Annotated in this window: 24 protein-coding genes; 9 read left to right on the top strand and 15 right to left on the bottom strand. The window is 69.9% G+C overall.

The genetic code is table 11. The features are described from left to right. The first annotated feature begins 84 nt into the window (after positions 1-84). Both AC5L38_RS33250 and AC5L38_RS33245 read left to right on the top strand, forming a co-directional pair. Positions 85-951, top strand: a complete 867-nt coding sequence (locus AC5L38_RS33250; RefSeq protein ID WP_495246767.1) for an amino acid ABC transporter permease — start codon at positions 85-87, stop codon at positions 949-951. 73 nt (positions 952-1,024) lie between these two features. After that, positions 1,025-1,768 (top strand): amino acid ABC transporter ATP-binding protein, encoded by a 744-nt coding sequence (locus AC5L38_RS33245; RefSeq protein WP_495246766.1) that lies wholly within the window; start codon positions 1,025-1,027, stop codon positions 1,766-1,768. A 36-nt stretch (positions 1,769-1,804) separates the two neighbouring features. On the opposite strand, the gene AC5L38_RS33240 is transcribed toward AC5L38_RS33245, so the two are convergent. Together AC5L38_RS33240 and AC5L38_RS33235 are read right to left on the bottom strand one after the other, a co-directional pair. Continuing rightward, positions 1,805-3,418 carry an APC family permease gene (locus AC5L38_RS33240; RefSeq protein WP_495246765.1) on the bottom strand — a complete coding sequence of 538 codons (1,614 nt, stop codon included), beginning with the start codon at positions 3,416-3,418 and terminating at the stop codon, positions 1,805-1,807. A gap of 354 nt (positions 3,419-3,772) precedes the next feature. Continuing rightward, entirely contained in the window at positions 3,773-5,041 is a 1,269-nt protein-coding gene (locus tag AC5L38_RS33235; protein WP_495246808.1) for an MATE family efflux transporter, read from the bottom strand. 541 nt (positions 5,042-5,582) lie between these two features. On the opposite strand from AC5L38_RS33235, the gene dnaB reads away from it, so the two are divergent. Continuing rightward, positions 5,583-8,441 (top strand): replicative DNA helicase, encoded by a 2,859-nt coding sequence (gene dnaB / locus AC5L38_RS33230; RefSeq protein WP_495246764.1) that lies wholly within the window; start codon positions 5,583-5,585, stop codon positions 8,439-8,441. Positions 8,442-8,654: 213 nt separating this feature from the next. On the opposite strand, the gene AC5L38_RS33225 is transcribed toward dnaB, so the two are convergent. Next, positions 8,655-9,206 carry a GtrA family protein gene (locus tag AC5L38_RS33225; protein ID WP_495246763.1) on the bottom strand — a complete coding sequence of 184 codons (552 nt, stop codon included), beginning with the start codon at positions 9,204-9,206 and terminating at the stop codon, positions 8,655-8,657. A 208-nt stretch (positions 9,207-9,414) separates the two neighbouring features. On the opposite strand from AC5L38_RS33225, the gene AC5L38_RS33220 reads away from it, so the two are divergent. Then, complete coding sequence (locus AC5L38_RS33220) at positions 9,415-9,981, top strand: NADPH-dependent FMN reductase (protein WP_495246762.1); 567 nt, start codon at positions 9,415-9,417, stop codon at positions 9,979-9,981. 130 nt (positions 9,982-10,111) lie between these two features. Here AC5L38_RS33220 and AC5L38_RS33215 read toward each other — a convergent pair whose 3' ends face one another. Next, the gene (locus tag AC5L38_RS33215; RefSeq protein ID WP_495246761.1) at positions 10,112-11,044 is read right to left on the bottom strand and encodes an NADP-dependent oxidoreductase; all 933 of its coding nucleotides are present in this window, start codon (positions 11,042-11,044) and stop codon (positions 10,112-10,114) included. A 95-nt stretch (positions 11,045-11,139) separates the two neighbouring features. Here AC5L38_RS33215 and AC5L38_RS33210 point away from each other — a divergent pair, with 95 nt between their 5' ends. Further along, positions 11,140-11,556 carry a winged helix-turn-helix transcriptional regulator gene (locus AC5L38_RS33210; RefSeq protein WP_495246760.1) on the top strand — a complete coding sequence of 139 codons (417 nt, stop codon included), beginning with the start codon at positions 11,140-11,142 and terminating at the stop codon, positions 11,554-11,556. A gap of 227 nt (positions 11,557-11,783) precedes the next feature. On the opposite strand, the gene AC5L38_RS33205 is transcribed toward AC5L38_RS33210, so the two are convergent. From AC5L38_RS33205 to AC5L38_RS33180, 6 genes are all read right to left on the bottom strand, one after another. Beyond that, positions 11,784-12,725, bottom strand: coding sequence for a CHRD domain-containing protein (locus AC5L38_RS33205; protein ID WP_495246759.1), 942 nt, complete (start codon positions 12,723-12,725; stop codon positions 11,784-11,786). Positions 12,726-12,885: 160 nt separating this feature from the next. After that, entirely contained in the window at positions 12,886-13,617 is a 732-nt protein-coding gene (locus AC5L38_RS33200; protein WP_495246758.1) for an anti-sigma factor family protein, read from the bottom strand. Then, positions 13,614-14,186, bottom strand: a complete 573-nt coding sequence (locus tag AC5L38_RS33195; protein ID WP_495246757.1) for a sigma-70 family RNA polymerase sigma factor — start codon at positions 14,184-14,186, stop codon at positions 13,614-13,616. The genes AC5L38_RS33200 and AC5L38_RS33195 overlap by 4 nt, the downstream gene beginning before the upstream one ends. A 679-nt stretch (positions 14,187-14,865) precedes the next feature. Next, positions 14,866-15,609: a phosphodiesterase gene (locus AC5L38_RS33190; RefSeq protein ID WP_495246756.1), complete on the bottom strand. Its 744-nt coding sequence runs from the start codon at positions 15,607-15,609 to the stop codon at positions 14,866-14,868. A gap of 465 nt (positions 15,610-16,074) precedes the next feature. Continuing rightward, positions 16,075-16,809 carry an ABC transporter permease gene (locus AC5L38_RS33185; RefSeq protein WP_495246755.1) on the bottom strand — a complete coding sequence of 245 codons (735 nt, stop codon included), beginning with the start codon at positions 16,807-16,809 and terminating at the stop codon, positions 16,075-16,077. Continuing rightward, a complete protein-coding gene (locus tag AC5L38_RS33180) occupies positions 16,806-17,705 on the bottom strand; it encodes an ABC transporter ATP-binding protein (RefSeq protein ID WP_495246754.1) in 900 nt (299 codons plus the stop codon). Before AC5L38_RS33180 ends, AC5L38_RS33185 begins: the two co-directional genes overlap by 4 nt. A gap of 155 nt (positions 17,706-17,860) precedes the next feature. Here AC5L38_RS33180 and AC5L38_RS33175 point away from each other — a divergent pair, with 155 nt between their 5' ends. The 3 genes from AC5L38_RS33175 (at position 17,861) to dnaN (ending at position 21,507) form a co-directional block, all read left to right on the top strand. Then, a complete protein-coding gene (locus tag AC5L38_RS33175; RefSeq protein ID WP_495246753.1) occupies positions 17,861-19,396 on the top strand; it encodes a sensor histidine kinase in 1,536 nt (511 codons plus the stop codon). Next, complete coding sequence (locus AC5L38_RS33170; RefSeq protein WP_495246752.1) at positions 19,393-20,052, top strand: response regulator; 660 nt, start codon at positions 19,393-19,395, stop codon at positions 20,050-20,052. The genes AC5L38_RS33175 and AC5L38_RS33170 overlap by 4 nt, the downstream gene beginning before the upstream one ends. Positions 20,053-20,406: 354 nt before the next feature. Continuing rightward, positions 20,407-21,507, top strand: a complete 1,101-nt coding sequence (gene dnaN / locus AC5L38_RS33165; protein WP_495246751.1) for a DNA polymerase III subunit beta — start codon at positions 20,407-20,409, stop codon at positions 21,505-21,507. A gap of 92 nt (positions 21,508-21,599) precedes the next feature. Here the strand turns inward: dnaN and AC5L38_RS33160 are convergent, their stop codons facing one another. From AC5L38_RS33160 to upp, 5 genes are all read right to left on the bottom strand, one after another. Further along, a complete protein-coding gene (locus AC5L38_RS33160; protein WP_495246750.1) occupies positions 21,600-22,301 on the bottom strand; it encodes a FadR/GntR family transcriptional regulator in 702 nt (233 codons plus the stop codon). A 107-nt stretch (positions 22,302-22,408) separates the two neighbouring features. Beyond that, positions 22,409-23,770 (bottom strand): helix-turn-helix domain-containing protein, encoded by a 1,362-nt coding sequence (locus AC5L38_RS33155; protein ID WP_495246749.1) that lies wholly within the window; start codon positions 23,768-23,770, stop codon positions 22,409-22,411. A gap of 154 nt (positions 23,771-23,924) precedes the next feature. Continuing rightward, a complete protein-coding gene (locus tag AC5L38_RS33150; protein WP_329087979.1) occupies positions 23,925-24,455 on the bottom strand; it encodes a PH domain-containing protein in 531 nt (176 codons plus the stop codon). Positions 24,456-24,780: 325 nt separating this feature from the next. Beyond that, on the bottom strand, positions 24,781-25,011 hold the full coding sequence (locus tag AC5L38_RS33145) for a hypothetical protein (protein WP_495246748.1): 231 nt from the start codon (positions 25,009-25,011) through the stop codon (positions 24,781-24,783). Between the two features lie 185 nt (positions 25,012-25,196). Further along, positions 25,197-25,835, bottom strand: coding sequence for a uracil phosphoribosyltransferase (gene upp, locus AC5L38_RS33140; protein WP_362688078.1), 639 nt, complete (start codon positions 25,833-25,835; stop codon positions 25,197-25,199). A 180-nt stretch (positions 25,836-26,015) separates the two neighbouring features. Here upp and AC5L38_RS33135 point away from each other — a divergent pair, with 180 nt between their 5' ends. After that, positions 26,016-26,525 carry a tRNA adenosine deaminase-associated protein gene (locus AC5L38_RS33135; protein ID WP_362688075.1) on the top strand — a complete coding sequence of 170 codons (510 nt, stop codon included), beginning with the start codon at positions 26,016-26,018 and terminating at the stop codon, positions 26,523-26,525. Positions 26,526-26,541: the final 16 nt, after the last annotated feature.

Here is a 26,541-nt window from a genome sequence, read left to right as displayed (position 1 = left end):
CGAGGCCACAGCCACGGCCGGGGCCGTGAAAGAGGTCTCGCCGAGGGCGCGGAGCGCGTACGGCCCGCGCCGCGGCGGCGTTCGATGAGGGACGACGAGCGCCTGCCGGTCCCGGCCGGCTGGGAGAAGAGCGAGCGGCAGGTCGAGAGGGAGCGGCTCCGCAGGAGGTCGTCGGTCCGTTCGGGCTCCGTCGCGACGGTCTCGACGATCCTCGTGATCGTCCTGCTGCTCTGGCTCTTCACCGCCTCGCCCGGCTGGCCCCGGGTCCGCGACACGTTCTTCGACCTCGACCAGTTCACCGAGGCCCTGCCGGACGTGCTGAGCGGGTTCCTGCTCAACATCAAGATCTTTCTGATCGCCGAGCCGCTGATCCTCGTGGTGGGAATGCTCGTCGCGCTGGCCCGCAACCTCACGGCGCCGGTGTTCTTCCCGCTGCGCGCCCTGGCGGTGATCTACACCGACGTCTTCCGGGGCGTGCCCACGATCCTCGTCATCTATCTCGTCGGCTTCGGCCTGCCCGCGCTCGGCCTGCAGGGCACGCCGACGGACCTCGCGACGCTGGGCATCATCGCGCTCACCCTCTCGTACGGCGCGTACGTGGCGGAGGTCTTCCGGGCCGGCATCGAGTCGGTGCACCCCAGCCAGCGGGCCGCGGCCCGGTCCCTCGGGCTGAGCCACGGTCAGACCATGCGCCACGTGGTGGTGCCGCAGGCCGTGCGCAGGGTGGTGCCGCCGCTGCTCAACGACTTCGTCTCGCTGCAGAAGGACACCGCCCTCGTCGCCACGATCGGTCCCCTGGAGGCGCTGCGGCAGGCGCAGATCCACGTCGCCAGCACCTTCAACTACACCCCCTACCTGGCGGCGGCGCTGCTGTTCATCCTGCTCACCATCCCCATGGCCCGCTTCACCGACTACCTGGCGGCCCGCTCGCAGCGGCGGCGGGGCCAGTGAGCGGGCGGATGCGGGCGTACGACGGCAGTGTCCCGCCGCCCGGTGAGACGGCGGCGTCGCGGGAGGAGAGAGCATGAGCCTGCTGTCCATCGAGGGCCTGTGGAAGAACTACCGCGGCCACAGCGTGCTGCGCGGCATCGACCTGGAGGTCGAGCCGCACGAGGTGGTCTGCCTGATCGGCGCCTCCGGCTCGGGGAAGTCCACCCTGCTGCGCTGCGTCAACCTGCTGGAGACCGCCGACGACGGCACGATCACCCTGGACGGCGTGGAGATCACCGACACCGGCACCGACCCCGACGACGTACGCAAGCGCATGGGCATCGTCTTCCAGGCGTTCAACCTGTTCCCGCACATGAGCGTGCTGGACAACATCACGCTGGCGCCGCGCAAGGTGCACAAGGTGGGCGGGAAACAGGCCGAGGCGCAGGCCCGCGACCTGCTGGCCAGGTTCGGCCTCGCGGACAAGGCGGACGCCTACCCCGACCAGCTCTCCGGCGGCCAGCAGCAGCGTGCCGCCATCATCAGGGCCCTGGCCACCCAGCCCCGCCTGATGCTGCTGGACGAGGTCACCTCGGCCCTGGACCCGGCGCTGGTCAAGGAGGTGCTCGGGATCATACGGGAGCTCAAGGAGGGGGGCATGACCATGGTCCTGACCACCCACGAGATGGGTTTCTGCCGCGAGATCGCCGACACCGTCTGCTTCCTCGACGGCGGCGTGCTCCTGGAACGGGGCACTCCCGAGCAGATCTTCACCGACCCTCGCGAGCCCCGCACCAGGGAGTTCGTGCAGAGCGTGATCGACGCCCGGCGCCTCTGACCTCCTCTCCCGCCCCCGGTGGGCGTGCCGAGGGGCTCAGCGGCGGTGCCTGCCACGGGACCCGGCCGCGGATCCGGGGCCGCCGGGAGGGCCGGGAGGGCCGGAGGGAGGACCCGGCGGTCCGGGCGGGCTCGTCCAGCCGTCCCCGGGACCGAAGGGGTAGCGTCCCGGGGGCGGCGGCGCGGGGGGTTCGGGGACAGGTTGCGCCGCCGCGGCGAGCACGCTGTTGCGCCTTCCGTACACCAGGTAGACCAGCACGCCGAAGGCCATCCAGATGATGAAGTACAGCCAGGTGATGAGCTGCAGGTTCACCATGAGCCACAGGCAGGCGAGGATCGAGGCGATCGGCACGCCGGGAGAGAGCGGGGTGCGAAAGCCCCGGGGCAGGTCCGGCATCGTCTGCCGCATCCTGACCACCCCGCCGGCCACGGCGATGAACACGAACAGGGCGCCGATCACGACCAGCGGTTCGAGCGTCAGCACGTCCACGAACTCGGCCAGCAGGATCGCGAGGAAGCCGATGATCACCGTGACCCTCGTCGGGCTGCGGTAGCTGCGGTTGATCCTGGAGAGCGAGCGCGGGATCAGCCCGTCGCGCGCCATGGAGAACAGCACGCGGGTCAGGCCGACGAGCAGCACCAGCACGACGGTGGTGAGACCGAGCACCGCCCCGATGTTGATGACGTGCACCATGAAGCCCTCGCCCGCCTCGCGGAAGGCGCTGGCGAGCGGAGCGTTCGCGGCGATCTTGTCGTACGGGGTCATCCCGACCATGATCACCGCGACCGCGATGTAGATGACCGTGGTGAGCACCAGCCCGCGGATGATGCCCTTGGGGATCGACCGCGGGGCGTCCTCGGACTCCTCTGCCGCGGTGGCCACGACGTCGAAGCCGATGTAGGCGAAGGTGATGGCCGCCGAGGCGGCGAAGATGCCGAACCAGCCGAACGTGCCCGTCTGGCCGAGGAGAAGTCCGAGCAGCGGGGAGTCCAGGGCCTCCTCGGCCTTGCCCGCCGGCACCGCCGGTACCGGGATGGCCGCGAGGTTGCGCTGGTCGAAGTGGAGGGCGCCGACCACGATGACCGCGCCGACGGCCAGCAGCTTGGCGATCACGATGACCCACAGGGTGCGCAGCCCGACGCGGGCGCCCAGGGCCACCACGGCCGTGAGGACCACCAGGATGAACAGTGTGAACAGGTCGAAGCCCGTGGTCTGGCCGACCATGCCCGCGATCACCTCGGGAAGGCGCACGCCGAGGTCGGTGAGCATCTGGGCGGCGTACAGGGACCAGGCGCGGGCCACCGCGGCGGTGGCCAGCAGGAGTTCCAGGACCAGCGCCCAGCCCACGACCCAGGCCCAGACCTCGCCGAAGATGACGTAGGCGAAGGTGTAGGCGCTTCCCGAGCTCGGCATGGCCGAGGACAGCTCCGCGAAGCAGAAGGCCACGAGCAGGCTGGTGATTCCCGCGATCATGAATGAGAGGATCACGCCCGGTCCGGCCATGGTCCCCGCCTGGCGGCCGGCGAGGCTGAAGATGCCCGCGCCGATCATGACACCGACGCCGAGGACGATGAGGTCCGCCCCGCGGTAGACCGTGGGCAGGCCGTGGCGCGCCCCGGTCAACCGGCTTGTGGCATGGCCCGGCGGCATGCGGCGAACGATCGACGAAGAAGCACCTTCGGGCACGACGTGACCAATCGTGGTGGGCTGATAACCCTATATTGTTGGACTCGTTTCACAGTGCCGCAGGGGAGTTGCACCGGACAAGGGCTATCCGGTCACGTCGTGGACACCACCGTGTCACGCCGGGATCACCTGCCCGGTGGGCACCGTCCGTCACGGGCGAACCACCCGCCGCCCCGGTGTCCGCCCGGCCGCCTCGGCTGTTCCGGTCGCCTCGGCTGTTCCGGTCGCTTGGCTGCTCCAACCGCCTTGGCCGCTCCGGCCGCTCCGGCCGCCTTGGCCGTTCCGGTCGCTTCGGCTGTTCCGGCCGCCTCGGCCGCTTCAGCCGCCGACCACCAGCCACGCCCTGCCGTACGCCCGCGTCGACAGGGTGACCAGCCGGGCCGCCATCCACAGCCCGAGCGCCAGCCAGAGTGCCACCAGGCCGCCGCCCCGCAGGTCCACCAGGAACGCGGCGGGCAGGTAGGCGATCGTCGTCCACACCCCCGCCCAGGCGAGGTAGCGCTGGTCCCCGGCACCGATCAGCACGCCGTCCAGCACGAACACCACCCCGGCGACGGGCTGCAGGACGGCCACCACCCAGAGCACGTCGAGCAGCTCCGCGGCGACGACGGGGCCGGCGTCGAACAGCGCCGGCACGAACGGCCTGGCCAGCACGATGAGGAGGCCGAGCAGCACACCCGAGCCGATTCCCCAGACCACCATCCTCCAGGTCGCGCCGCGGGCTCCCGCCACGTCGCCGGCCCCCAGCGCGCGGCCGGTGATCGCCTGCCCCGCGATGGCGATCGCGTCCAGGGCGAACGCCATCAGGGTCCAGATCCTGATGGCGACGGTGTGCGCCTCGATCTGCTGCTCTCCCATGCGGGTGGCCGCGGCGGTCGCGACGGCGAGCACCAGCTGGAGGCAGGCTGTACGGATGATGAGAGCGACCCCGGCCGAGCCCGCCGCCCGCACGCCCGCCAGGTCGGGGCGGAACGGCGCGCGGTGCCGGACGAGGATCAGGAGGAGGTAGACGGCGGCGGCGAGCGACTGGGCCAGCACCGTTCCCCAGGCCGAGCCCGCGACGCCCCAGCCCAGTCCCAGGACGAACACGACGTTGAGAACGGCGTTCAGCGCGAAGGCCCCCACCGAGACCAGCAGCGGGGTCGCGGTGTCCTGCATGCCGCGCAGCACGCCCGTGCCCGCGAGCACCAGCAGCATGGCGGGGACGCCCAGCAGGCTGATCCGCAGGTAGGTCACCGCCTGCCGGGCGAGCTCGCCCTCGGCACCGAGCAGGTGGACCAGCGTGGGTGCCAGGGGCCAGACGACCACGATGATCGTCAGTCCCACCCCGGCGGCCAGCCAGAGGCCGTCCACCCCCTGCCGAAGCGCCCGCCCGGTCTCGCCCGCCCCGATCTGCCTGGCCACCGCCGCGGTCGTGCCGTACGCCAGGAACACGCACAGTCCCACCAGGAAGCTCAGCACCGTGCTCGCCACCCCCAGGGCGCCGAGCGCGGGGGCGGGCAGGCGGCCGACGACGACCGTGTCGGTCAGCAGGAACAGCGGTTCGGCCACCAGGGCGCCGAACGCGGGCAGCGCCAGCCGCAGGATCTGCCTGTCGTGATCGCGACCTGACCCACCGGACTGCCCGGACCCACCGGACCGATCGGGCTCACCGGACCGATCGGGCTCACCGGACCGATCGGACCTGACGGGCCGACCTGACCGGTTGGGCTCACCGGGCCGATCGGATTCAACGGGCCGATCGGACCGACCGGACCCGCCGGACCGACCGGGGCGAGGAGTAAGAGGCACTTGTCTATTGTGCCTCTTACCTCTGGATGGATCTCCGGCGGGATGAACCCGTCAGGACATGCCATCTGGGGCGACTTTCGGCGTGTCACCCCAACTTTCTTTTCTCCACAGGCGGTGGATGACGTTTTCCCTGGTCAAAGGGTTATCCACAGCTGTGGACAAGAGTTATCCACAGTACTGTCCCCAGGGTGCCCACACCTCTGGGGAAGAAGTGCACAGCTTATCCACACCTCTGTCGACAGGCCGCGTTGCCAGGCGGGCGCGGAGCCGCGAAACTGTCACACCGATCGGCTACAAATAGAGATAACGTAACTGTGTTCGAAAGAGGGGGTGTGTGGTGAGCATCGCGGAGCCGCCGGTCTTCGAGCCGAGATTCGAGCGCACCCCACCGAACAACATCGAAGCCGAGCAGTCGGTCCTCGGCGGCATGCTGCTGTCCAAGGACGCCATCGCCGACGTGGTCGAGATCCTGCGGTCCGACGACTTCTACCGTCCGGCCCACCAGATCATCTACGACATCATCACCGACCTCTACGGCCGCGGCGACCCCGCCGACGCCGTCACCATCCTCGACGAGCTGCAGAAGCGGGGCGAGGTCGCCAGGATCGGCGGCGGTGCCTACCTCCACACGCTGACCGCCGTCGTCCCGACCGCGGCCAACGCCGGTTACTACGCGAGGATCGTCCGCGAGCAGGCCATCCTCCGCCGCCTGATCGAGGCCGGCACCCGCATCGTCTCCTACGGCTACGGCGGTCAGGACGAGGAGGTCGACGACCTCGTCGACCGCGCCCAGGCGGAGATCTACAAGGTCACCGAGCGCCGCACCTCCGAGGACTACGTCCCGCTGGCCGACATCATGCCCGGAGCCCTCGACGAGCTGGAGGCCATCGGCGGCCGGAGCGGCCAGATGGTCGGGGTCCCCACCGGCTTCCAGGACCTCGACTCCCTCACCAACGGCCTGCACCCCGGCCAGATGATCGTCGTGGCGGCCCGTCCCGCCATCGGCAAGGCGCTCGCGCTCGACACGCCGCTGCCCACTCCCGACGGCTGGACGACCATGGGAGAGGTCGAGCCAGGTGACCACCTGATCGGTGCGGACGGCAAGCCGACACGGGTGGTCGCGGCGACCGAGGTGATGCACGGACGACCTTGTTACGAGGTTGAGTTCAGCGACGGCACCGTGATCGTCGCGGACTCCCAGCACCAATGGCGGACGACCACGCGTGCGCGTCGTCGCCAGGATGCCGAGAGCAAGCGAGCCCTTTACTGGCCCCTCACGTCCATCGAGCACGTTAGGCGCGTATACGAGACGTCGATGGCGGAGCCGGACCGGCTCATCACGCATCGGGAGGCTCTGTCGGTTCTCGGTGACGAGTTTCGCAACGTTCTCCACACCGTGCAGAAGGAGATCGGCGTGTCGGGCAAGATGCCCACGTCCGTCACAGGCCCGGTTCGTCGCTACACGTGGAACGCCCCGGCATACTCATGCAAGGAGCTTTTCGGAGCGCTGTACGCACGGGTCTCCCAGCCGATGAACGCTTCCACGACCGCTGCCCACAAGGACGTCGTGACGACCGAGGAGATCGCCCGCACATTGCGTTGTGCTTCGGCGGACAAGCGGCCGAACCACGCGGTTGCCCTCGCGGCGGCGTTCGACCTGCCCGAGCGGGATCTGCCGTTGCCCGCCTACGCCCTCGGAGTATGGCTCGGTGACGGCCACACCGACGGTGCCCGGTTCACCACCATCGATTCGGAGATCGTTCTCAACCTGGAAGCCGAAGGGTTGCGGGTCACCCGTACGGGCTCCGATCTCCTCTACTCACTCGGTCTGCCACATCCGCCGCCCGTGGCGGAGAGGCCCTGCGCGGTCTGCGGTGCCCTGTTCGTGCCCCAGACATCCCAGATACGCACGTGTGGCCGCTCTTGCGGAGGAAGGGCTCGCCTGGTGTCGGGTCCGGTTCCGGCACCCACGTGCCCCGACTGCGGTGGTCCGTCCAGCGGTCTGAGGCAGTGCCAGGCATGCCGGAACCGTCATGGCACGGTACAGGCCATCCTGCGCACCCTCGGTGTCCTCGGCGACAAGCACATTCCCCAGATCTACCTGCGAGCCTCCGAGAAGCAGCGGCGTGCCCTGCTCGCAGGTCTCCTCGACACCGATGGATACATCAGCCGCAACGGTCAGATCCAGCTCGGGGTCACCAACAGGAGACTTGCCGAAGACGCCTACGAACTGGTTCTGAGTCTCGGTTACCGGGCGACGATGAGGACACGGGCGGTCAAGGGCAGGAACGTCGACTCCTCCACCTACTACATGATCAACTTTATGGCGGCGGACAAGGTGTTCCGCCTGTCCCGCAAGGCCGTCCGGCAGGTGACCACGGTCCATCCGTCGACGCTCGTCCGGTACATCGTCGACGTGCGGCCGGTGCCCTCGACACCGGTGAGATGCGTGGAAGTCGACAGTGCCGACCATATGTACCTTGCCGGAAGGACCTCTATTCCAACGCACAACAGCACGCTTGGCCTGGATTTCGCGAGATCTGCCGCTATCAAGCACGGTATGACCACTGTGGTGTTCTCGCTGGAAATGTCGCGTAATGAGATCACGATGCGTCTGCTGTCGGCCGAGGCGCGGGTGGCCCTGCACGCCATGCGGTCGGGCACGATGACCGACGACGACTGGGCGAAGCTGGCCCGGCGGATGGGCGAGGTGGCCGAGGCCCCGCTGTTCATCGACGACTCGCCCAACATGTCGATGATGGAGATCAGGGCCAAGTGCCGCCGTCTCAAGCAGCGCAACGACCTGCGGTTCGTCATCATCGACTACCTGCAGCTGATGTCCTCGCCGAAGAAGACCGAGAGCCGCCAGAACGAGGTCTCCGAGATCTCCCGGGCCATCAAGCTCCTCGCCAAGGAGCTGGAGGTCCCGGTGATCGCGATCTCCCAGCTCAACCGTGGTCCCGAGCAGCGTACGGACAAAAGGCCCATGGTCAGCGACCTGCGCGAATCCGGAAGTATCGAGCAAGATGCTGACATGGTCATCCTGCTGCACCGGGAAGACGCCTACGAGCGCGAGTCGCCCAGGGCGGGCGAGGCCGACCTGATCGTGGCCAAGCACCGTAACGGTCCCACCGCCACGGTCACCGTGGCCTTCCAGGGCCACTACAGCCGTTTCGTCGACATGGCTCCTCACTAGAGCTCACGTGCGGGATCCGCGATTCCATGGGCAAGTGCGGCCGATCATGAGTACTGTCCGGGCGGATCCGCATGATCGTGAGCTTTGACGACGCTCCGTGATGTCGGACTTGCGGGACTTCTGGTCGTCGGTCATTCGAGGAGCCGGGCCCGTGGGGCGCGGCGATGGCATGGGGTAGTCCAACCTCCGAAACGGCTTCTGGTTTCGCCGTCATCAAGCCGCCTCTTCCGTGGAATCGGGAGCGGGAGCGGGAGCCGGCCGCACGCCGCCGGACCGGGCCTCCTCGTCGGGGAAGACCCACTTCCGGAACGCCCAGAAACGGAAGACCATGGTGATCAGCGTGCCGATGACCTGCGCGCTCACGAAGTCGGCGATCTCCTGGGTCACCAGGCTCACGTCCGGGGTCTCCAGCAGGAGCACGTATCGGGAGATCCACAGCGGCACGGAGCTGAGCACCAGACCGACGCCACTGACCAGGAAGAACAGTGCCGCCTCGTGACGGCGCTCGCGACCGCCCCTGGTCCGGAACGACCATTCACGGTTCAGCACATAGGACACGATCGTCGCCACGAGCACCGCGATGACCTTCGCGGTCACCGGCTTCGGTTCCAGAACGGTCAGCTTCAGACCGTAGAACACCGCGTTGTCCACCAGGAACGCCGTTCCGCCCACCACCGCGAACTTCAGCAGCTCACGATGCTTCAGCGCGAGTGCGTGCAGCGGTCCCGGTAATCTCGCGAGTACTGCGTCTGCTGTTCGTGGCACCCCCGATCTTCTCACCGGTCGAACACGCCGGTGACAAGACTTACGAATACGGCTTGTCCGGCAATCCGGTTCCCGCGGATGTGTCCTCCCGGCTTGACGTGAACCTTGGTTGAGGTACGAACCTGTTCACACGGCGCCGCGAGGGCGCGGACAAGCCCACTGTGACCAGCGGAGGACCGTCATGCCCGAAGAGCCGATCCGGTTAGCGGTGATCGTCGGTAGTGTCCGGGAAGGCCGGCTCGGCCCGACCGTCGCGGAGTGGTTCGCGGGCAGGGCCCGCCGGCACGGGAGCCTGGACGTCGACGTCATCGACCTGGCCGAGACTCCACTGCCGATGGAGTTGCCCCGTTCCGGGGCCGCGCCGGCCGCGGAGGCCTCGCGAGCCCTGGGGGTCCTGACACCACGCCTGGCCAGGGCCGACGCGTTCGCCGTCGTGACGCCCGAGTACAACCACAGCTTCCCCGCCTCGTTGAAGAACGCCATCGACTGGCACAACCGGCAGTGGCACGCCAAGCCGGTCGGTTTCATCTCCTACGGTGGCATCTCCGGCGGCCTGCGGGCGGTCGAGCAGCTCCGCCTGGTCTTCGCCGAACTGCACGCGGTCACCGTCCGCGACACCGTCAGCTTCCACGGCGCCTGGAGGCACTTCGACGAGGAGGGGGCGCCGACCAGCCCGCGCAGCTGTGACGGCGCGGCCACGATCCTGCTCGACCAGCTGACCTGGTGGGCGCGGACGCTGCGCGAGGGCAGGACCGCCCGCCCCTACACGACCTGACCTGGACGGCACCCCGGCGGACGCGGAGAACCCTTCGAGAGGACGCCCGAGAGGGGCCGCGAGTGGAACCGGCCCTTCCTCTCTTCCACGGAGCCTCGGTGGATGCGCCGTCACCCCGACCGGCGGCGCATCAGGGAATCAAAACGATCTTCCCGGTGGTACGGCGGGCCGACAGGAGCTCGTGTGCCTTGACCACCTCGGCCAGCGGCAGCACCTGGTCCAGGTGGACCCTGAGCCGGCCCGCCTCCACCAGGGCCGTCAGCCGCGACAGGTCGGCCGCCGAGGGGCGCACGTTCACCACCGCGAGCCGTACGCCCAGCTCGGCCGCGCGTTCCCGCGTGATGCCGAGGTTGCCGCTCAGCGCTCCGACGAGCAGGCCGCCGGGCCTGAGCGCGGCGGCGGAACGTTCCCCGTACTCTCCGCCCACCAGGTCGAGCACCACGTCCACCGGTTCGGTCTCCGTGACGAAGTCGGCGGCGGTGTGGTCGATCAGGGTGTCCGCGCCGAGCTCGCGCAGGAGGTCGTGCTTGGCGGTTCGAGCGGTACCGGTGACGTGCGCCCCGAGGGAGGCGGCGATCTGGACGGCGAGGTGGCCGACCCCTCCTCCGGCGGCGTGGACGAGAACCCGCTGCCCCTCGCCGAGGCTGGCGATGCCGACCAGCGCCTGCCAGGCGGTCAGCCCGGCCAGCGGGAGCCCTCCCGCCTGCTCCACGGGCAGCGCGGCGGGCCGGTGGACGATCTCGTTGGGTGAGGCGAGCACGTAGTCGGCGTAGGCGTTGCCGGCGCCGGGGTAGGCGAGCAGGCCCAGCACCTCGTCACCGGGGGCGAACGCGGACACGCCGGGCCCGGTGGACTCGACCGTGCCCGCGACGTCCCAGCCGAGGGTGAAGGGCGGCGGGCCGAGCAGCGGGTAGAGGCCGGAGCGGACCGCCCCGTCGACGGGGTTGACCCCGGCGGCCCCGACCCTGATCAGGACCTGCCCGTGATCCGGTTCCGGCCGGTCGGCCTCGGCGACACCGAGTACGGAAGGGGCGCCGACGGCGGACTGGGTGATGACGCGCATCGTGATCTCCTCAGAGGGGAAGTTCTTCGGGACCAATCGTCGGCGACATCGGTATCTCTCTGGAAGAAGGCACCTTTTAGCGATATAGGTACCCTATGGAAACTACTTCTGGCCTGCGAGAGTACGGCGCCGCCAACGCGTACCTGCGGGAGTGCGGCTCGCGGAAGGTCCTGGAGGCGATCGCCAACAAGTGGACCTGCCTGCTGGTGGACGCCCTGCGGGACGGCCCGGTCCGGTTCGGCGTGCTCCGCCGCAGGGTGGACGGGATCACCCAGAAGAGCCTCACCCAGACGTTGCGGAACATGGAGCGCGACGGGATGGTGATCCGCACCGTCTACCCGACGATCCCGCCCCGGGTGGAGTACGAGCTCAGCGCGCTGGGGCACAGCGTGGTCACGCTGATGGAGGGCATCAAGAGCTGGTCGGAGATGCACGTGCCCGAGATCATGGCCGCCCGCGAGCGCTACGACGTCCGTGCGGCGGAGGAACCCAGGCCCGTCCAGGCGCTCTGAACGGGCCCGGACGCGGCCCACCGGCCGCCACGCAGGCGCGGGGCCTGTCCAGGCGGAACGGGCCCGGACGCGCCCACCGGCCGCCACACGCGACGACGCCCGCCACCCGGAGTCGTGTTCCAGGTGGCGGGCGTCGTCGTCTCCGGGGTCACAGGCGGCTGGTGGCCGCCGTGGATCCCCTCCGCGTCCGGACGCTCACAGCCGCCGCGTGATCCCCGGACGCCGGTTTACCAGCCGCTGCCGGACCGGTAGAGCTGGCCGCGCACCGCGCCGCCGCCGAACTCGGTGGTGTGCAGGTTGGTGTACCAGTTCTTCGGGTTCTTCTTGATGCCCCGGGCGATGTCGGACTTCACCGACGCGGTGCCGGCGATGCCGGTGACGCCCTTGGGCAGGCCGTTCGTGTCGGCGAAGAAGTCGATCACGACATCGCCGTTCTTGCCCTTCTTGCCACGGTGGATGTGCCCGTTGGTGGGAGCGGCGAGCTTCTCCCAGATGGTGGCGTAGTAGACCTTCGAGCCCTTGATGCCGACGAGCCACTCGGCGCGGCCGTTCGGGTCGCCGACCTTCTTGCCGGGGGCCGGGACCTCCTGGCGGCCGTCGGCGTTGGAGTGGTAGATGGGGTGCACGCCGGCGGCCAGCACGTTGGCCAGGTTGGTCGGGCTGATCCGGTGCATCTGGGCACGCACCGCGCCACCCGGGAACTCGGCGGTGTGCAGGTTGAGGTACCAGTTCTTCGGGTTCTTCTTGATCCCGGACAGCAGGCCGCGGTCGTTGATCTTGACGCTGCCGAGGATGGCCTTGCTGCCGCCGGGCAGGGCCTCCATGAAGAAGCCGACCTTCACGTCGCCGTTCTTGCCGGCCTTGCCCTGGTGGATGTGGAAGGCGGTGGGGGTGTCCGTCCCCTGCCAACGTACGGCGTAGGAGACCTCGTTGCCGCGGATGCGGACGATGGCGATGGCCTTGCCGTCCTTGTCGCCGACGGCGGGACCGCCGCTGACCGGCACCTCGTTCTTCCCGATCAGGGTGCCCGCGAAGTAGGCGTCCGCTGTGCTCGCGGTATCGGACCGCGTGACCGAGCCTGTGCCGGCCTGTGCGACCGGGGCGAGGGCCGCGGAGAGCAGGGCCGCGGTGATGGCCACGCCGGAGACGGTGAGGGTGCGCTTGGACATCTTTGAACCTTTCGTAGCTGTGAGGGGGCTGCTGCGTTCTTCAGCCGGTTGTACGGAGCCACGACCACCTAAGGTTCAATTTTCAAGTACGTAAAAATGCACACACGGAAACGGCCCTCGGAGGGCTCTTCCACTCCGTGGGAGGGCTAGGATGCCCCGCTCAGACCATGACGGTGAGCAGCGTGTCGCCGCCGGTCGTGCGCACCTCGAAGTGGTCTATCCCGGCCGGTTCCCAGGCGACCCCGCCGTGCACGTAGAGCGGTTCGGGAGAGCCGGGAACCCCGTAGCCCCGCTCGGGCACCGCCCATCCGGTGACCACGCGCCGCTCGCCCGCCGGGGAGACGGCGATCAGCTCGCACTCCAGCGGTCCCTTGACGCCCTTGAGCTCCAGGGCGGCGTGGGTGCCCCAGCCCTTCGTCTCCAGCACCAGGCCGCCGGTGACACCGGAGGCGCCCGTGCCCGCGAGCGGCGTGCCGGCCCGGTAGGCCTCCTCGGCGGGGCCGTGCGCGGAGTGGCCGACGGGGACGGTCCCGCTCTCGCCGGAGATCGCGGTGCCCGCCGCGATCCCGCCGGCGACCAGGGTGACGGCCGCGGCGGCGCCGACCACGAACGTGCCCCTGCGGGCGCGCCGGTCGGCGGCCTTGCGGCGGCGCAGCAGGCTGACCACCTCGGCGGGACCCCGGTCGCCGGTGCCGGTGTCGTCGCGCCCGTTTCGCTCGTTTCCCAGGGGCGCGATGCCGGCGAGCGCGCCCGCCACCCCGGACAGCTCCTGGAGCTCGGCGGTGCAGGACGGGCACGTGGCCAGGTGGGCCGCGAAAGCCGTCCGGTCGGGCTCCTCGAGGATGCCCAGGGCGTACGCGCCCACGTCGGTGTGCTCCACTTGCGAGGTCATGCCGTCACCCCTCTCTCCTCCAGGGCGACGCGGAGGGCGCGGAGGGCGTAGTACGCCCTCGACTTCACCGTACCCACCGGGATGCCGAGCGCCTCGGCGGCGTCGTTCACCGACCGGTCGCGCAGGACCGTCTCGTTGAGGATCTCGCGATGGGCGGGAGACAGCGAGTCGAGCGCGTCCGACACGACGACCTGTCGCAAGAGATCTTCCATCTGATCGGGCATGGTCACACTCTCCAGCGGTCCCTCACCCGCCTCGTGGGGACGCGCGTCCTTGCGACGCTGGTCGTCGATCACGATATGTCTGGCGACCGTCGCCAGCCAGGGCATCAGGGACGACGCGTCGGCGTCGAACCGGTCCGCGCTGCGCCACGCGCGGACCATTGTCTCCTGCACCACGTCCTCGGCCCACTGCAGGTCGCCACGGGTGAGCCGTGAGACGAAGGAGAGCAGCGGCCGGTGGTATGCCCGGTACAGCTCCGCGACGACCAGCTCGTCGTCGGGGGCGTCGACCGGTCGCAGGCGGCGGGACCGGCTCCGCCGGTCACCGGGCCAGGAAGAGGCTTTCACGTTGGGGTTCTCTCCGGGAAAATCGGCCGGCGGGGCAGGGCAGGCGCCCTGCCGCGTCATCACGCGCGTCCCGCGGTTCGCGCCGGGCGGTCGTGACCGGTGCGCGGGACGGTGTCGCCTGCCTCGTCGTGGGCGCGGATGCCGGGTGGCGGTTCCGCGATCACAGCGGTGCCCGCTGGAGCGGGCCGCCACGAGGCGTTCACGATCACGCTGTGCCCTCCGGGGATCGGCCGCCGAACAATTTTCCGGTGTCGGCATGCAGTACGGCGCCGGGTCCCGGGGGGTTCACCAGATCGCGTGGATTTTCGATTATCAGCCGAATCAGCTTCTCATAAGAGGCAAATCAGACTAATTCCGGGCACGGAACACTCCTCGAACCGGCGAGCCACCATGGCGTCCCCCGGCCGGACAAGGCGAGCACGAGGGCACGGGGGCGCAGGGGCACGGGGGCATAGGGGCGCGGCACCAGCCGTGGTGCGGGGTACGGGAGTGCGGGACACGGGACGCGGGATCGGCCGTCGCGCGGCGTACCAGGACGCGTCGGGGTGCCGGGGTGCCGGACCGTGCGACGTACGGGAGACGGGACCGGTCGTCGCGCGGCGTGCGGACATCGGGTGACCGGTCTCGTGAGGCGGGCCGCCCAGATCGCGGCACGCCGTGAGGGCGGGCCGCGGCGGTGTCACAGGACCGGGCGGACGTGGGTGACGAGACGGCCGCCGTCGAAGACGTGCAGGGCGATCTGCGGCGGCAGGTCGTAGTCGACGGGAATCGGGATGTCGAGCTCCCGGGGGAGCCGCAACGTGGAGACGACCCCCGGGGCGACCGACAGCGGCAGGCCCGCGAAGGTGGTGCTCGCCGCGGTGTGGGCGTGACCTGCGATGACGGCCACCACCTGCGGGTGCCGCCGTACGAGCGTCTCCAGCCGCTCCGGGTTCCGCAGCCGGATCGAGTCCACGTACGGGGTGCCCAGCGACACCGGCGGGTGGTGCATGCCGACGATGGCCGGGGTGTCCGGGGCCTCGGTGAGCACGCCGTTCAGCCAGGTGACCGTCTCGTCCTCCAGGAAGCCCTCCGGCCGCCCGGGGACGCTGGAGTCGCACAGCGCGACGGTGAGCCCGTTTAACCTGAGGACCTGGTTGATCGGCCCGTCGCCGTCCTCGTCGAGGTCGAGCAGCGCCTTGCGGAACGCCGAACGGGCGTCGTGGTTACCCGGGCAGATGATCGTCGGATAGCGCGTGGTCAGCAGCTCGCGCGCGATCTCGTACTCCTCGATCAGGCCGTTGTCGGCGATGTCGCCGGTCACCACGACCGCGTCCAGGGGACCGGACAGGTTCTCCAGGTGTCGCATGACGGATCGGGTCCTGTCGATGCTGCGGGGGGAACCGTCGATATGGACGTCACTTACGTGCGCCAGGATCAGCATCAATCAAGAGTGACATATCCGGCTTCCCGCCGCCGGGCATCCGGGACGGAGGGCGGGAACGCACCGGGCGAGGAAGGCCGGTGTGAGCGGGAGAGCCGAACGGGACGGGCCGCGGACGCGGGGGCCGGGCGGTGGAACCGGACGGACCCGGAGAACGATGCCGGGCCGGGCGGTGAACCGGGCGGGAAGCGGATGTCGGGCCGGGCGGGAGCGATCCGGCATCAGGCGTGAACCGGGCGGGAGCGATCCGGCATCAGGCGTGAACCGGGCGGGAGCGATCCGGCATCAGGCGTGAACCGGGCGGGAGCGATCCGGCATCAAGCGTGAACCGGGCGGGAGCGATCCGGCATCAGGTGTCAACCGGGCGGGACGAGCCCCGGGGGCGGTCTCCGGGCAGCCGAATGAGCCGGGGCCCGCCCCGCCCCTCGTGAGGGACGGGCCCCGGCGGATCGGAGGTCGTACCGGCTACTCCCACCGGAAGACCCGCGCGGCCAGGCCGACCGTCACCAGCACGGTCACCGCCATCACCACCAGGTGCAGCGGCTGCGGCGCGTGCCCCGCCCACGTGTCGCGGAGCGCGTCGGCGAACGGCGCCATCGGCAGGAAGTCCCCGATCCGCCGCACCACTTCGGGCATGAGGTCCCGGGGGACCCACATCCCCGCCATGAACATCAGCGGGAACATCAGCAGCGAGCCGATGCCCGGCGCCACCTTCGCGTTGGGCGCCAGCGCGGCGATCAGCAGCCCCAGGCCCAGCAACGAGGCCGTGCCGAGCACGAACACCCCCGCGAAGGCGAGCGGGCTCTTGGGCGGGACCGAGCCGAGGACGAGATAGCCCAGGCCGACCAGGAGGAGTGTGGCGACGATCGCCACCGCGAGGTTGTTGACGACCTGGGCGACCAGCAGCCGGACCGGGTTGACCGGGGTGGTGGACATCCGGCGCAGCACGCCGCTCTCCCGGTAGGTCACCAGCGTCGCCGGCAGGACGGTCAGCGCCATCGTCACCACCGCCAGGATCACCATCATGGCGGGCAGCTGGGTGTCGATGACCCGCTCCCCGCCCAGCTCCGGGACCTTCTCCTGGTAGCCGGGGATCTGCCCGAGCCCGAGCAGGAGGATGAGGGGCAGCATTATCGAGAAGATCGGGCCGCCCGGGTCCCGCAGGAAGAGCTTGGCCTCGGTCAGGAGCATCTTGTTCATGAGGAGATCTTCTTTCCGGTGAGGCTGAGGAAGGCGTCGTCGAGGGTGGCCTGCTCCATGCGCAGGTCGGTGGGCACGATTCCCGCGGCGGAGAGGACGGTCGTGACCGCGAGGAGCAGGTTGCCGGTGCCGGTGACCGCGATCTGCTCGCCGCTGCGGCTCACCCCGGTCACCTCGGGCAGGGCTTTGAGCCGGGAGTCGTCGAGCGGCCCGGACAGCCGGAACCTGAGGGTCTGCTGCCCGCCGACCTTGGCGATCAGGCCCGACGGGCTGTCCATCGCGACCACCCGGCCGGAGTCGATCAGCGCGAGCCGGTCGCAGAGCCGCTCGGCCTCCTCCATGAAGTGGGTGACGAGCAGGATCGTCACGCCGTCCTCGCGGACCCGCTCGATGAGCTCCCAGGTGTCCCGGCGCGCCTGGGGGTCCAGGCCGGTGGTCAGCTCGTCCAGGATCGCCACTCGGGGGTTGCCGACCAGCGCCAGCGCGATCGAGAGCCGCTGCTGCTGGCCGCCGGAGAGCTTGCCGTAGGGGGTGTCGCGCTTGTCGGTGAGTCCGACGCGCTCCAGCAGCGCCACCCAGTCCGCCGGGTTCCGGTAGAAGGAGGCGTACAGGTCGAGCGCCTCCCACACCTTGAGCTTCTCCGGCAGCGTGGAGCTCTGCAGCTGGACGCCCAGCTTCTCCTTGAGCTCGGTGCGGTGCAGGCCTCCGAGCACGCTGACGGTGCCGGAGTCGGGGACGCGCAGGCCGGCGACGCACTCCACGGTGGTCGTCTTGCCGGCGCCGTTGGGGCCGAGAACGCCGAAGATCTCGCCCTCTTCGACGGTGAACGACACGTCGTCCACCGCCAGTTGGTCGCGGTACTGCTTGCGGAGGTTGCTGACCTCGATGACCTTCATGCTCAACGACGCTACGAGCCGCGCCGCGCCCGGAGAATCCGTCTACATCCCCGGTGGGAGCGGGCCAGGCACCCGGCGGGGGTGTGGCTACCTCCACCCCTCCACGGCGTCCGCCACCACTGGGCAGGCCCGGCCGGATCGCCGACACTTGGTCCATGAGGACATACGCGGTGGCGGCGGGAAGAGCGCTGGCCCTGGGCGCGGCGGCGCTGGTGGACGTCGTCCTGGTGGCGCTCACCCTGGTCGGGTTCGTGCTGGCGTTCGGCCTGGGGATGATCTTCATGTTCCCCCCGGCGGCCCATCTGATCAGGCACCGCACCGCGCTCGCCAGGAGGTTGAACGGCACGTGGTTCGGGATCGCCGTCCCGGCGCCCTACCTGCCTCCGCCGCTGCCGACCCGGCCCCAGCCCGACGGCTGGTACCGCCACGAGCGCCAGCTCTACAAGACGGCGAAGTGGCCCGACTGGAACAACCGCTGGAAGTGGATCGTCGGCGACCCGGCCACCTGGCGGGACGGGCTGTGGCTGTTCCTCAACCCGCTGGTCGTCTGCGTCCTCCCGCTGCTGCCCCTCACCCTTGCCGGATGCACGGTCCTGGCGGCGTGGGCCCCGGTCCCGGTGCCGCTGTCCCTGGCCCTGGGATGCGCCTCGGCCGTCGCGCTCGCCGCGACGCCGCGCCTGCTGCGGGGGTACGCGTGGTGGAACCACCTGCTGCTGTCCCCCACCGCCAGGTCCGTGCTCGCGGCGCGGATCCAGCGCCTCGACCAGGCGCGCCTGGCGACGGTCGACTCCCAGGCCTCCGAGCTGCGACGGATCGAGCGCGACCTGCACGACGGGGCGCAGGCGAGGCTCGTCGCGATGGGCATGACGCTCGGCGCGGTCGAGGAGCTGATGGACAAGGACCCCGTGGCGGCGAAGGCCCTGCTCGCCAAGGTCAGGGACGCCTCGTCCACGGCACTCGTCGAGCTGCGCGACCTCGTCAAGGGCATCCACCCGCCGGTCCTGGCCGAGCGCGGCCTCGGCGACGCCGTGCGCGCCCTCGCGCTGGACAGCCCGCTGAAGGTCACGGTCACCGTGGACCTGGACACCCGCCCCGACTCGCCCGTGGAGTCGGCCGCCTACTTCTCGATCAGCGAGCTCCTCACCAACGCGACCCGCCACGGCGGCGCCGAGCGGGTGTGGATCGACATCAGCAGCAACGACCACGCGCTGCGCGTGGTGGTCACCGACGACGGCTCGGGAGGCGCCGACCCGTCCCGCGGCAGCGGCCTGCGCGGCATCGAGCGCAGGCTGGCGGCCTTCGGCGGGGTGCTCGCGGTGAACAGCCCGCGGGGCGGCCCGACCACCGCCACGTTCGACCTGCCCAACGCCCTGCTGAGCGACAAGGGGCCGGACTGCACGCCGTCCCTGCCCCGCGGCAAGGCCACCATCGTCGGGATCTGCTGGGGGATCGGCTGGCTCCCGCTCTTCCCGCAGGGACTGGTGGCGATGGTCATGAAGATCCTCGACGTCGAGAACCGCAGCTGGTTCCTCGCCCTCTACCTGCCCGAGCTCCTGCAGTGGCCGCTGATCGTCTTCAACATCCTCCTGGGCCTGTCCATGTACGCCGCGGGCATGCTCATCCCCGTCATGCACGCCCGCCAGCAGCGGCTGGCGGAGGTCCTGCCGGGCCGCCTATGGTTGGGCCGGTGAGCCCGAGAGTCGTCATCGCCGAAGACCTGTACCTCCTGCGCGACGGCCTGGTCCACCTGCTCCAGGCGCACGACTTCGAGGTGGTGGCCGCCGTGGAGTCGGGGCCCGAGCTGCTGGAGGCGCTGACCGGCCTGCGGCCCGACGTGGCGGTGGTCGACGTACGCCTCCCGCCCACGTTCACCGACGAGGGGCTCCAGGCCGCGCTGGCGGCGCGCCGGGCCGTCCCCGGCCTGCCGGTGCTCGTGCTGTCCCAGCACGTCGAGCAGCTGTACGCGCGAGAGCTCCTCGCGGACGGCTCGGGGGCGATCGGCTATCTCCTCAAGGACCGGGTGTTCAACGCCGAGCAGTTCGTCGACGCGGTCCGCCGGGTCGCCGCGGGCGGCACCGCGATGGACCCCGAGGTGATCGCCAAGCTGCTGGCCAGCACCGCCCGGCACCAGCCGCTCGGCGCGCTCACCCCGCGCGAGCGCGAGGTGCTGGAGCTGATGGCCGAGGGCCGCTCCAACGCGGCCATCTCCCAGCGGCTGTTCCTCAGCGAGAGCGCGGTCGGCAAGCACACGGCCAGCATCTTCGCCAAGCTCGACCTCGCCCCCTCCGACGACGACAACCGCCGCGTGCTCGCCGTCCTGACCTACCTCAACGCCGCCCGCGGCTGACGCCCGCCGTGACGCCGTCTCCTGTCTCACCTCAACCGCCGCCCGCGCTGACGCCCGCCGCGCCGTCCTGACCTACCTCAACGCCGCTCGCGGCTGACGCCCGCCGCGCCGTCCTGACCCGCCTCACGCCGCCCGCGGCTGACGCCCGCCGTGACGCCGTCTCCTGTCTCACCTCAACCGCCGCCCGCGCTGACGCCCGCCGCGCCGTCCTGACCCGCCTCAAGGCCACCCGTGCCGACGCTCCCCGCCCCCTTTTCCCGGCCGGGTAACGGTTCTGTCGGTCTCAGCGGATAACGTGCTGTTGGAGTACGGCTTCCGCGCGTGGGGTGCCGTTCGGGACGAAGGGATGATCAGGTGAAGTTCCGGGTTAACCGTGATGTCCTGGCCGACGCGGTGGCCTGGGTGGCCCGGGTGCTGCCGAACCGGCCGGCCATTCCCGTGCTCTCCGGCCTGCTCCTGGAGGCCGACGACGGAGACCTCGTGCTGTCGGCCTTCGACTACGACGTCTCCGCCCGCGTCTCGATCGACGCGGTCGTGGCGGAGCCCGGCCGGGTGCTGATCCCGGGCCGGATCCTCGCGGAGATCACCCGCAGCCTGCCCGGCGAGGTGGTGGAGGTGCTCACCAGCGGTTCCGAAGCGGTCCTGACCTGCGGGAGCGCGGAGTTCGGCCTGCTGACCATGCCGGTCGAGGACTTCCCCTCCCTCCCCGAGATGCCGCCGAAGATCGGCGCGGTCGGCGGTGTGGTCTTCGCGAGCGCGGTCGGCCAGGTTGCTCCGGCGGCCAGCCGCGACGAGAGCCTGCCCATGCTGACCGGCATCCGGGTCGACATCTCCGGCGACGACGTGACCATGGCCGCCACCGACCGCTACCGCATCGCGGCCAGGGAGTTCGGCTGGCGCCCCGAGACGGCCGGTGCCACGGCCGCCGCGATGGTGCCCGCGCGGGTGCTCGTCGACGTGGCCAGGTCGTTGCGCGGCGGCGAGGTGTCGGTGGCGCTGGGTGACGGCGTGGCCGGTTTCGAGAGCGTCGGCCGGGCCACCACGGTCCGCCTGCTCGACGAGCAGTTCATCGACTACCGCTCGCGGCTGACCGACGACTGGTCGATCCGGGCCGACCTGCCGGTGGCGCCGTTCATCGACGCGATCAAGCGGGTGGCGCTGGTCGCCGAGCGCAACACCGCGGTCCGGCTCTCCTTCGCCCAGGGACAGGTCCTCATCCAGGCGGGCGGCGGTGACATCGGCCGGGGCACCGAGGTCGTCGACGCCGAGCTGTCCGGCGGCGACATCCAGATCGCCTTCCAGTCCCAGTTTCTGCTCGACGGCCTGAGCGGGGTCGAGACCGAGTTCGTCCGGCTCAACATGGAGTCGCCGAGCCGCCCGGCCCTCATCACGGAGGTTCCCGGCGACGCCGCCCCCTCCTTCCGCTACCTCGTGATGTCCCTGCGCCTGACCTGATCGCCTCGCGCCCGTGACGCTCTCATGACGTGGGCCCCCTCACCCGGCCGGGTGAGGGGGCCCACGTCATGAGAAGGCGAGGAAGGACAGGGTCAGAGAGAGAGCTCCTGCTCCTCCGTCAGGGCGATCAGGATGTGCTCCATGCACGCGTGACCCGCGCGCTCGGCGGCGGCGGCGTCACCGACGGCGATGGCGCGGGCGATCGCCTCGTGCGGAATGTACGTGCTGTTCAGGGTGCTGTTCAGCGAGGTGCCCGCGGCGGTGATGCTGGCGCGCAGCGCCGCCGAGAAGTCCTCGTAGAGATCGATCAGCACGAGGTTGTGGGTGGCTCGGACGACCGCCATGTGGAAGGCGAGGTCGGCCTCGACGAACGCGTCGGGCTCTCCCCTCTCCCAGGCCTGCTCCCGCTCGGCCAGCGCCGCCTCGATCCCGGCGATGTCGGCCTCGGTGCGCCTGGTGGCGGCCAGTCTGGCGGCCTCCACCTCCAGCGCGCGCCGCACCTCCAGGATCTCGAGCTGCTCGGCCGTGCGCAGCCGCCGCAGCATGGCCCCGGAGAGCTCGCTCGTGGCACGGACGTACGTCCCGTCGCCCTGGCGGCATTCCAGCAGTCCGGCGTGTGTGAGGGCGCGCACCGCTTCGCGCACGGTGTTGCGCCCCACCCCGAGCTGCTCGGCGAGCACGGTCTCAGTAGGAATCTTCGCGTGCATCTGCCAGGAGTTAGAGGTGATCTGCTCCTTGAGTTGATCGATCACCTGATCGACGAGGGATGCTCGCTGCGCCGTACGCAGACTCACCGTCCGCCTCCTCCGGAGAAACCAATCATCCTACGAATCAATGACTGGTAGACCCTAGTTATTCCGGAGGTGCAAAAACAAATCTGGGACTTCGGCAGCGGGCCGTCTTAACGGACCAGAGCCGAATCGACTGTCACGCCCACCATCGCATCGCGCACTCCGGCAGCCTCAAGAGCCTTACGATACGCACCGGTCTGCTCGTCGACCACACCGACCTGGCCATAGAGGTCTCCCAGGTCACGCCAGGTCCGCGCGGTCTCCCGGTCGGGACCGGAAAGCGCGTGCCGGATGTCGCTCAGCGACTGCCTGGCGGCGTGCAGTGCGGCCGTGGCGTCGCCGCCCAGGCCGCGGGTGAGCGCGACACGGGCGAGAACCAGCCGTGCGTTGGCCGCGAGAGCGCCCGCCTGGTCGCCCAGCGTGTCGAGGGCGGTCTCGGCGAGGGCGATCGCGCCCTGCGGGTCTCCGGTCCCCAACTGGACGTGAGCGCGTACGACGAGATTCCTGACGTGCTCGTGGACGTGCTCGGGGAACGCGGCGAAGACCTCGCTCGCGGCGGTCGCGAGTTCGCGGGCCTCGTCGAGCGGCTCCTCACCACCGGTGGCGGCGAGATGGGCCCAGTCGGTCGCGATGAGGGCGAGCTGCGAGGCCATCCGCGCCGGGCGCCCGGTCGCGATCGCGTCGTCGGCGAGGCGGACGGCCAGCGCTGAGTCCTCGCCGTCGGCGGCGGTGACGCTCGCCCGCCAGAGGGTGTGGATCTCAGCGGTGCGGTTGACCACGCTGGGAACGCCGTTGACCGACAGGACGTCCCGGACGTAGGACAGGCTCGGCGAACCCGACCCGCGGGTGCCGTCGATCCCCATCAGGGCGGCGGCCAGCTCGATGGCGATCTCTCCCTGCGCCAGGGGCAGCCGGTTGATCTCGCCGAGCGCGTGGACGGCCAGGTCGCGGGCGCGAAGGATGTCTCCGGCGCGCTGGTAGCAACGGCTCAGCGCCACCGCCAGCGGCAGATCGGCCAGACGCTCGGGGTGGGCGGCCGCCTCGCGGCGCAGGCGCTCGAACGCCTTCACCGCCGGGCCGATCCTGTTCTGGACCTCCAGGGCGCGGGCGCGGCCGAACCGCGCGTGCGCGGCCAGCATGGCGTTCTCCTCGCCGGCGACCTTGACGATCTCGCCGAAGCGGTCGGCCGCGACGGACGGGTCACCGTGGAGGAGCTCCAGCTCCGCGTGGCGCAGGCCGAGTTCGGTGTCGATCCGCTGGCGCGGCTCGATCCCGTGCAGCAGGAACTCGGTGGTGCATCCCAGGCGGTCGGCCAGCAGGCGGGCGACCACGGGGGTCGGGGTCCGCTTGCCGGACTCGATGAGGGAGACGTAGCTGTCGGAAAGGTCCGGCCCTGCGAGCTGGGCCTGGGACATGCGCCTGCTCAGGCGTAGTCCGCGGACGCGGTCACCGATGGTTCCCTGACTCGGCATCTGATCTCTCAGGGCGGGGGATGGTCAATGTTCTCGCCATGATTGCATGAAGAAGTCGAATCAGGTAACCCCGAGTGAAAAATCCTCACCGGAAAGTGTCAACGGTGCTCATGTTCCGTGGACACACATTCCCGTGCCATTGCGGCACGGGACGCTAATCATCGGAGTCGTTACCCCCGGGGAAGAGCATCTGGCAGACCTCCAGGTAGAGGGTCTCCGGGTACGGGATGTAATTGACCCTCGACAGCGCCTGGTCCTGGCCCGCCGACTCCAGCACGAACTCGCCGTAGCCGAGCATGCGGCCGAGAATCGAGCGCTGGAAGCTCATGTCGGTGACCTTGCCGAGCGGCATCATGTCGACCTTGCGGGTGATGAGCCCCGTGGTGAGCAGCATTCGCTTGGAGGTGACGACGAAGTAGTCGACGGACCACTCGGCGACCTTCCAGACGAAGCGGATCAGCAGCAGCAGCCAGGCCCACCAGACGACGACGAGCGCGCCGCCGCCGCCCTGGTCGCCGAACCACTTGCTCAGCAGTCCGGCGAGGATCAGGCCGCCGAAGACCTCGGCGACCGCGCGAAGCAGCACGGCCGGGTGACGCCGCACCATGATGACCTGGTGTTCGTGGGGGAGCAGATAGCGGTTGACCGACGAGGGAGCGGAGTCCCCGTGGGTCACGAGCCTCATGACAGATGTGAGACGAATTGGGCCAGAGAATCGGCCGCCGTGTAAACCGTGTCCATGGCACCCCTCACAGCGTTGGCCGCGTCACCTGGTCGTGTGAACAGGAAAAACGCTACAAATCCGACAGCGCCGTACGTCAGAACCTTTTTGACCTGCACCTTGGCCTCCTGCTACCGCTCACCCACTGCACCCGCCATATACATTACCCAGGGCCATGCCGAGGTAAAGCGCATCGGCCGATTCGGTCTCGTGCGCGTCGCGAGGATCCTGTCCGAGGTCCTCGCGGTGCACTACCGGCCGGCGCGCCCGCCGTCGTCCGCCGCCCGCGTCACCCGCGCTCGCTCGCGACCAGCGCGAGGACCTCGAGGTGCTTGCGGGCGATCCGCTCGACCAGTGCCGGATGGGCGTGGCCGACCACCTCCAGCGCTCCGAAGTGGGCCGCCTCTATGCAGCGGGTCACCGTGGTCGCCGGATGGATCTCCGAGAACTCGTCCCTGAGCGCGGCGCTGAACTCCGCGTACGGGTCCGGCTCGGTGTCCGGGATGATTCGCTCGCTCATGGTTCTCCCTGGTGTGCGCCCGCGGCCTCGGCGGACCGGGGACACAGAAGAGATGTCTTCGCCACGCTTAGTACCCGGGGAACCACATTATGTAACTGTCGGCGGGTAGAAGAACCATCCCTCAAGGGAAAAGGATGGTGCTGGAATCTCGGGGGCCGGCCTGCAGGGGCCCGTACGGAAGCGTTTCAGACGACGCCGTAGAGGCGGTCTCCCGCGTCGCCCAGCCCGGGGACGATGTAGCCGTTCTCGTTCAGCCGCTCGTCCAGGGCCGCGGTCACCAGGCGGATCGGCCTGCCGGTGCCGGCGAAGGCCTCGTCGAGGTGGGCGATCCCCTCGGGCGCGGCCAGCAGGCACAGCGCGGTCACGTCGTCGGCGCCCCGGTCGAAGAGGAACTTGATCGCGGCCGCGAGGGTGCCGCCGGTGGCCAGCATCGGGTCGACCACGTAGACCTGGCGGCCCGAGAGGTCCTCGGGCAGGCGGGTGGCGTAGGTCTCCGCCTCCAGCGTGGACTCGTTGCGGATCATCCCGAGGAAACCCACCTCGGCCGTCGGCAGCAGCCGGGTCATGCCCTCCAGCATCCCCAGCCCCGCGCGCAGGATCGGGACCACCAGCGGGTACGGGTGCGCCAGCCGCACGCCCTTGGCGGGGGCCACGGGGGTCTCCACCGACCACTCGGTGACGCGGACCTGCCTGGTCGCCTCGTAGGCCAGCAGGGTCACCAGCTCGTCGGCGAGCCGCCGGAACGTGGGGGAGTCGGTGTTCACATCCCGCAGCGCGGTCAGCTTGTGGGCCACCAGGGGATGGTCGACGACCAGGGTTTCCATGGTGGTCAAAGGTATCCTGGGCCGGCGGGCGGCGATAAGCCGGGGGGATGACGGGCCACCCCCCGCCGGACATCGTCCGGTCGCTCGGATTTGATCACAATTTGGTCGGAGAGGCCCACGTCGGTGCTTCGCTTCTGAAAGCATTGACCTCCGTAGAGAAAGCATTCGGTGGGGATGGCCATGTCAGACGAAGACTCGCTGGACTTTGCCATCGTGATCTACCGCGAGGACGACCGCTGGGAGGCGGAGATGCTCCCGGTGTCGCTCACCTCCGACCTCGAGGGCCTCATCCACGCCCTGCGCCAGCAGCCGAGCATGAACGGCACGATTGGCCTGGTCGCCGTTGGGGATGAGTTCTTCGTGGCGCTACGGGTGTTCGGTGAGAGGGTCGAGGTGTTCCTCTCGGACATCGCCGCGTCCTGGGATTTCCCGCTCGCGCAGCAGGCGCTGGAATACCTGGACGTGCCGGTTCCCGACGAGGACGAGCTCGACGCGATCCTGCAGGACGAGGAGACGGCGCTCCCCGCGGGAGACCTGTCGATCTTCGCGGACCTGGGCCTCGACGAGATGGAGCTCGGCATCCTGTCAGGGGATATCGACCTCCTCCCCGAGGACGTCCTGTCAAGCATCGCCGCGCGGCTGGGGTTCTCCGAGCCGTTCGAACGCGCCATCGACTCTGTGTTCGGCTGACCTCGGGAGATCGGCC

This window comes from Streptosporangium nanhuense (assembly GCF_059358815.1).
This window is presented reverse-complemented; position numbering and strand designations above follow the sequence as displayed.

Coding starts and splice junctions, on each gene's coding strand:
- upp (WP_362688078.1), bottom strand. CDS start 25,835: ATGGAAACCCTGGTCGTCGACCATCCCCTGGTGGCCCACAAGCTGACC.
- AC5L38_RS33190 (WP_495246756.1), bottom strand. CDS start 15,609: ATGCTGATCCTGGCGCACGTAAGTGACGTCCATATCGACGGTTCCCCC.
- AC5L38_RS33175 (WP_495246753.1), top strand. CDS start 17,861: ATGAGGACATACGCGGTGGCGGCGGGAAGAGCGCTGGCCCTGGGCGCG.
- AC5L38_RS33200 (WP_495246758.1), bottom strand. CDS start 13,617: ATGACCTCGCAAGTGGAGCACACCGACGTGGGCGCGTACGCCCTGGGC.
- AC5L38_RS33180 (WP_495246754.1), bottom strand. CDS start 17,705: ATGAAGGTCATCGAGGTCAGCAACCTCCGCAAGCAGTACCGCGACCAA.
- AC5L38_RS33145 (WP_495246748.1), bottom strand. CDS start 25,011: ATGAGCGAGCGAATCATCCCGGACACCGAGCCGGACCCGTACGCGGAG.
- AC5L38_RS33210 (WP_495246760.1), top strand. CDS start 11,140: ATGGAAACTACTTCTGGCCTGCGAGAGTACGGCGCCGCCAACGCGTAC.
- AC5L38_RS33250 (WP_495246767.1), top strand. CDS start 85: ATGAGGGACGACGAGCGCCTGCCGGTCCCGGCCGGCTGGGAGAAGAGC.
- AC5L38_RS33215 (WP_495246761.1), bottom strand. CDS start 11,044: ATGCGCGTCATCACCCAGTCCGCCGTCGGCGCCCCTTCCGTACTCGGT.
- AC5L38_RS33205 (WP_495246759.1), bottom strand. CDS start 12,725: ATGTCCAAGCGCACCCTCACCGTCTCCGGCGTGGCCATCACCGCGGCC.
- AC5L38_RS33150 (WP_329087979.1), bottom strand. CDS start 24,455: ATGAGGCTCGTGACCCACGGGGACTCCGCTCCCTCGTCGGTCAACCGC.
- AC5L38_RS33155 (WP_495246749.1), bottom strand. CDS start 23,770: ATGCCGAGTCAGGGAACCATCGGTGACCGCGTCCGCGGACTACGCCTG.
- AC5L38_RS33245 (WP_495246766.1), top strand. CDS start 1,025: ATGAGCCTGCTGTCCATCGAGGGCCTGTGGAAGAACTACCGCGGCCAC.
- AC5L38_RS33185 (WP_495246755.1), bottom strand. CDS start 16,809: ATGAACAAGATGCTCCTGACCGAGGCCAAGCTCTTCCTGCGGGACCCG.
- AC5L38_RS33240 (WP_495246765.1), bottom strand. CDS start 3,418: ATGCCGCCGGGCCATGCCACAAGCCGGTTGACCGGGGCGCGCCACGGC.
- AC5L38_RS33135 (WP_362688075.1), top strand. CDS start 26,016: ATGTCAGACGAAGACTCGCTGGACTTTGCCATCGTGATCTACCGCGAG.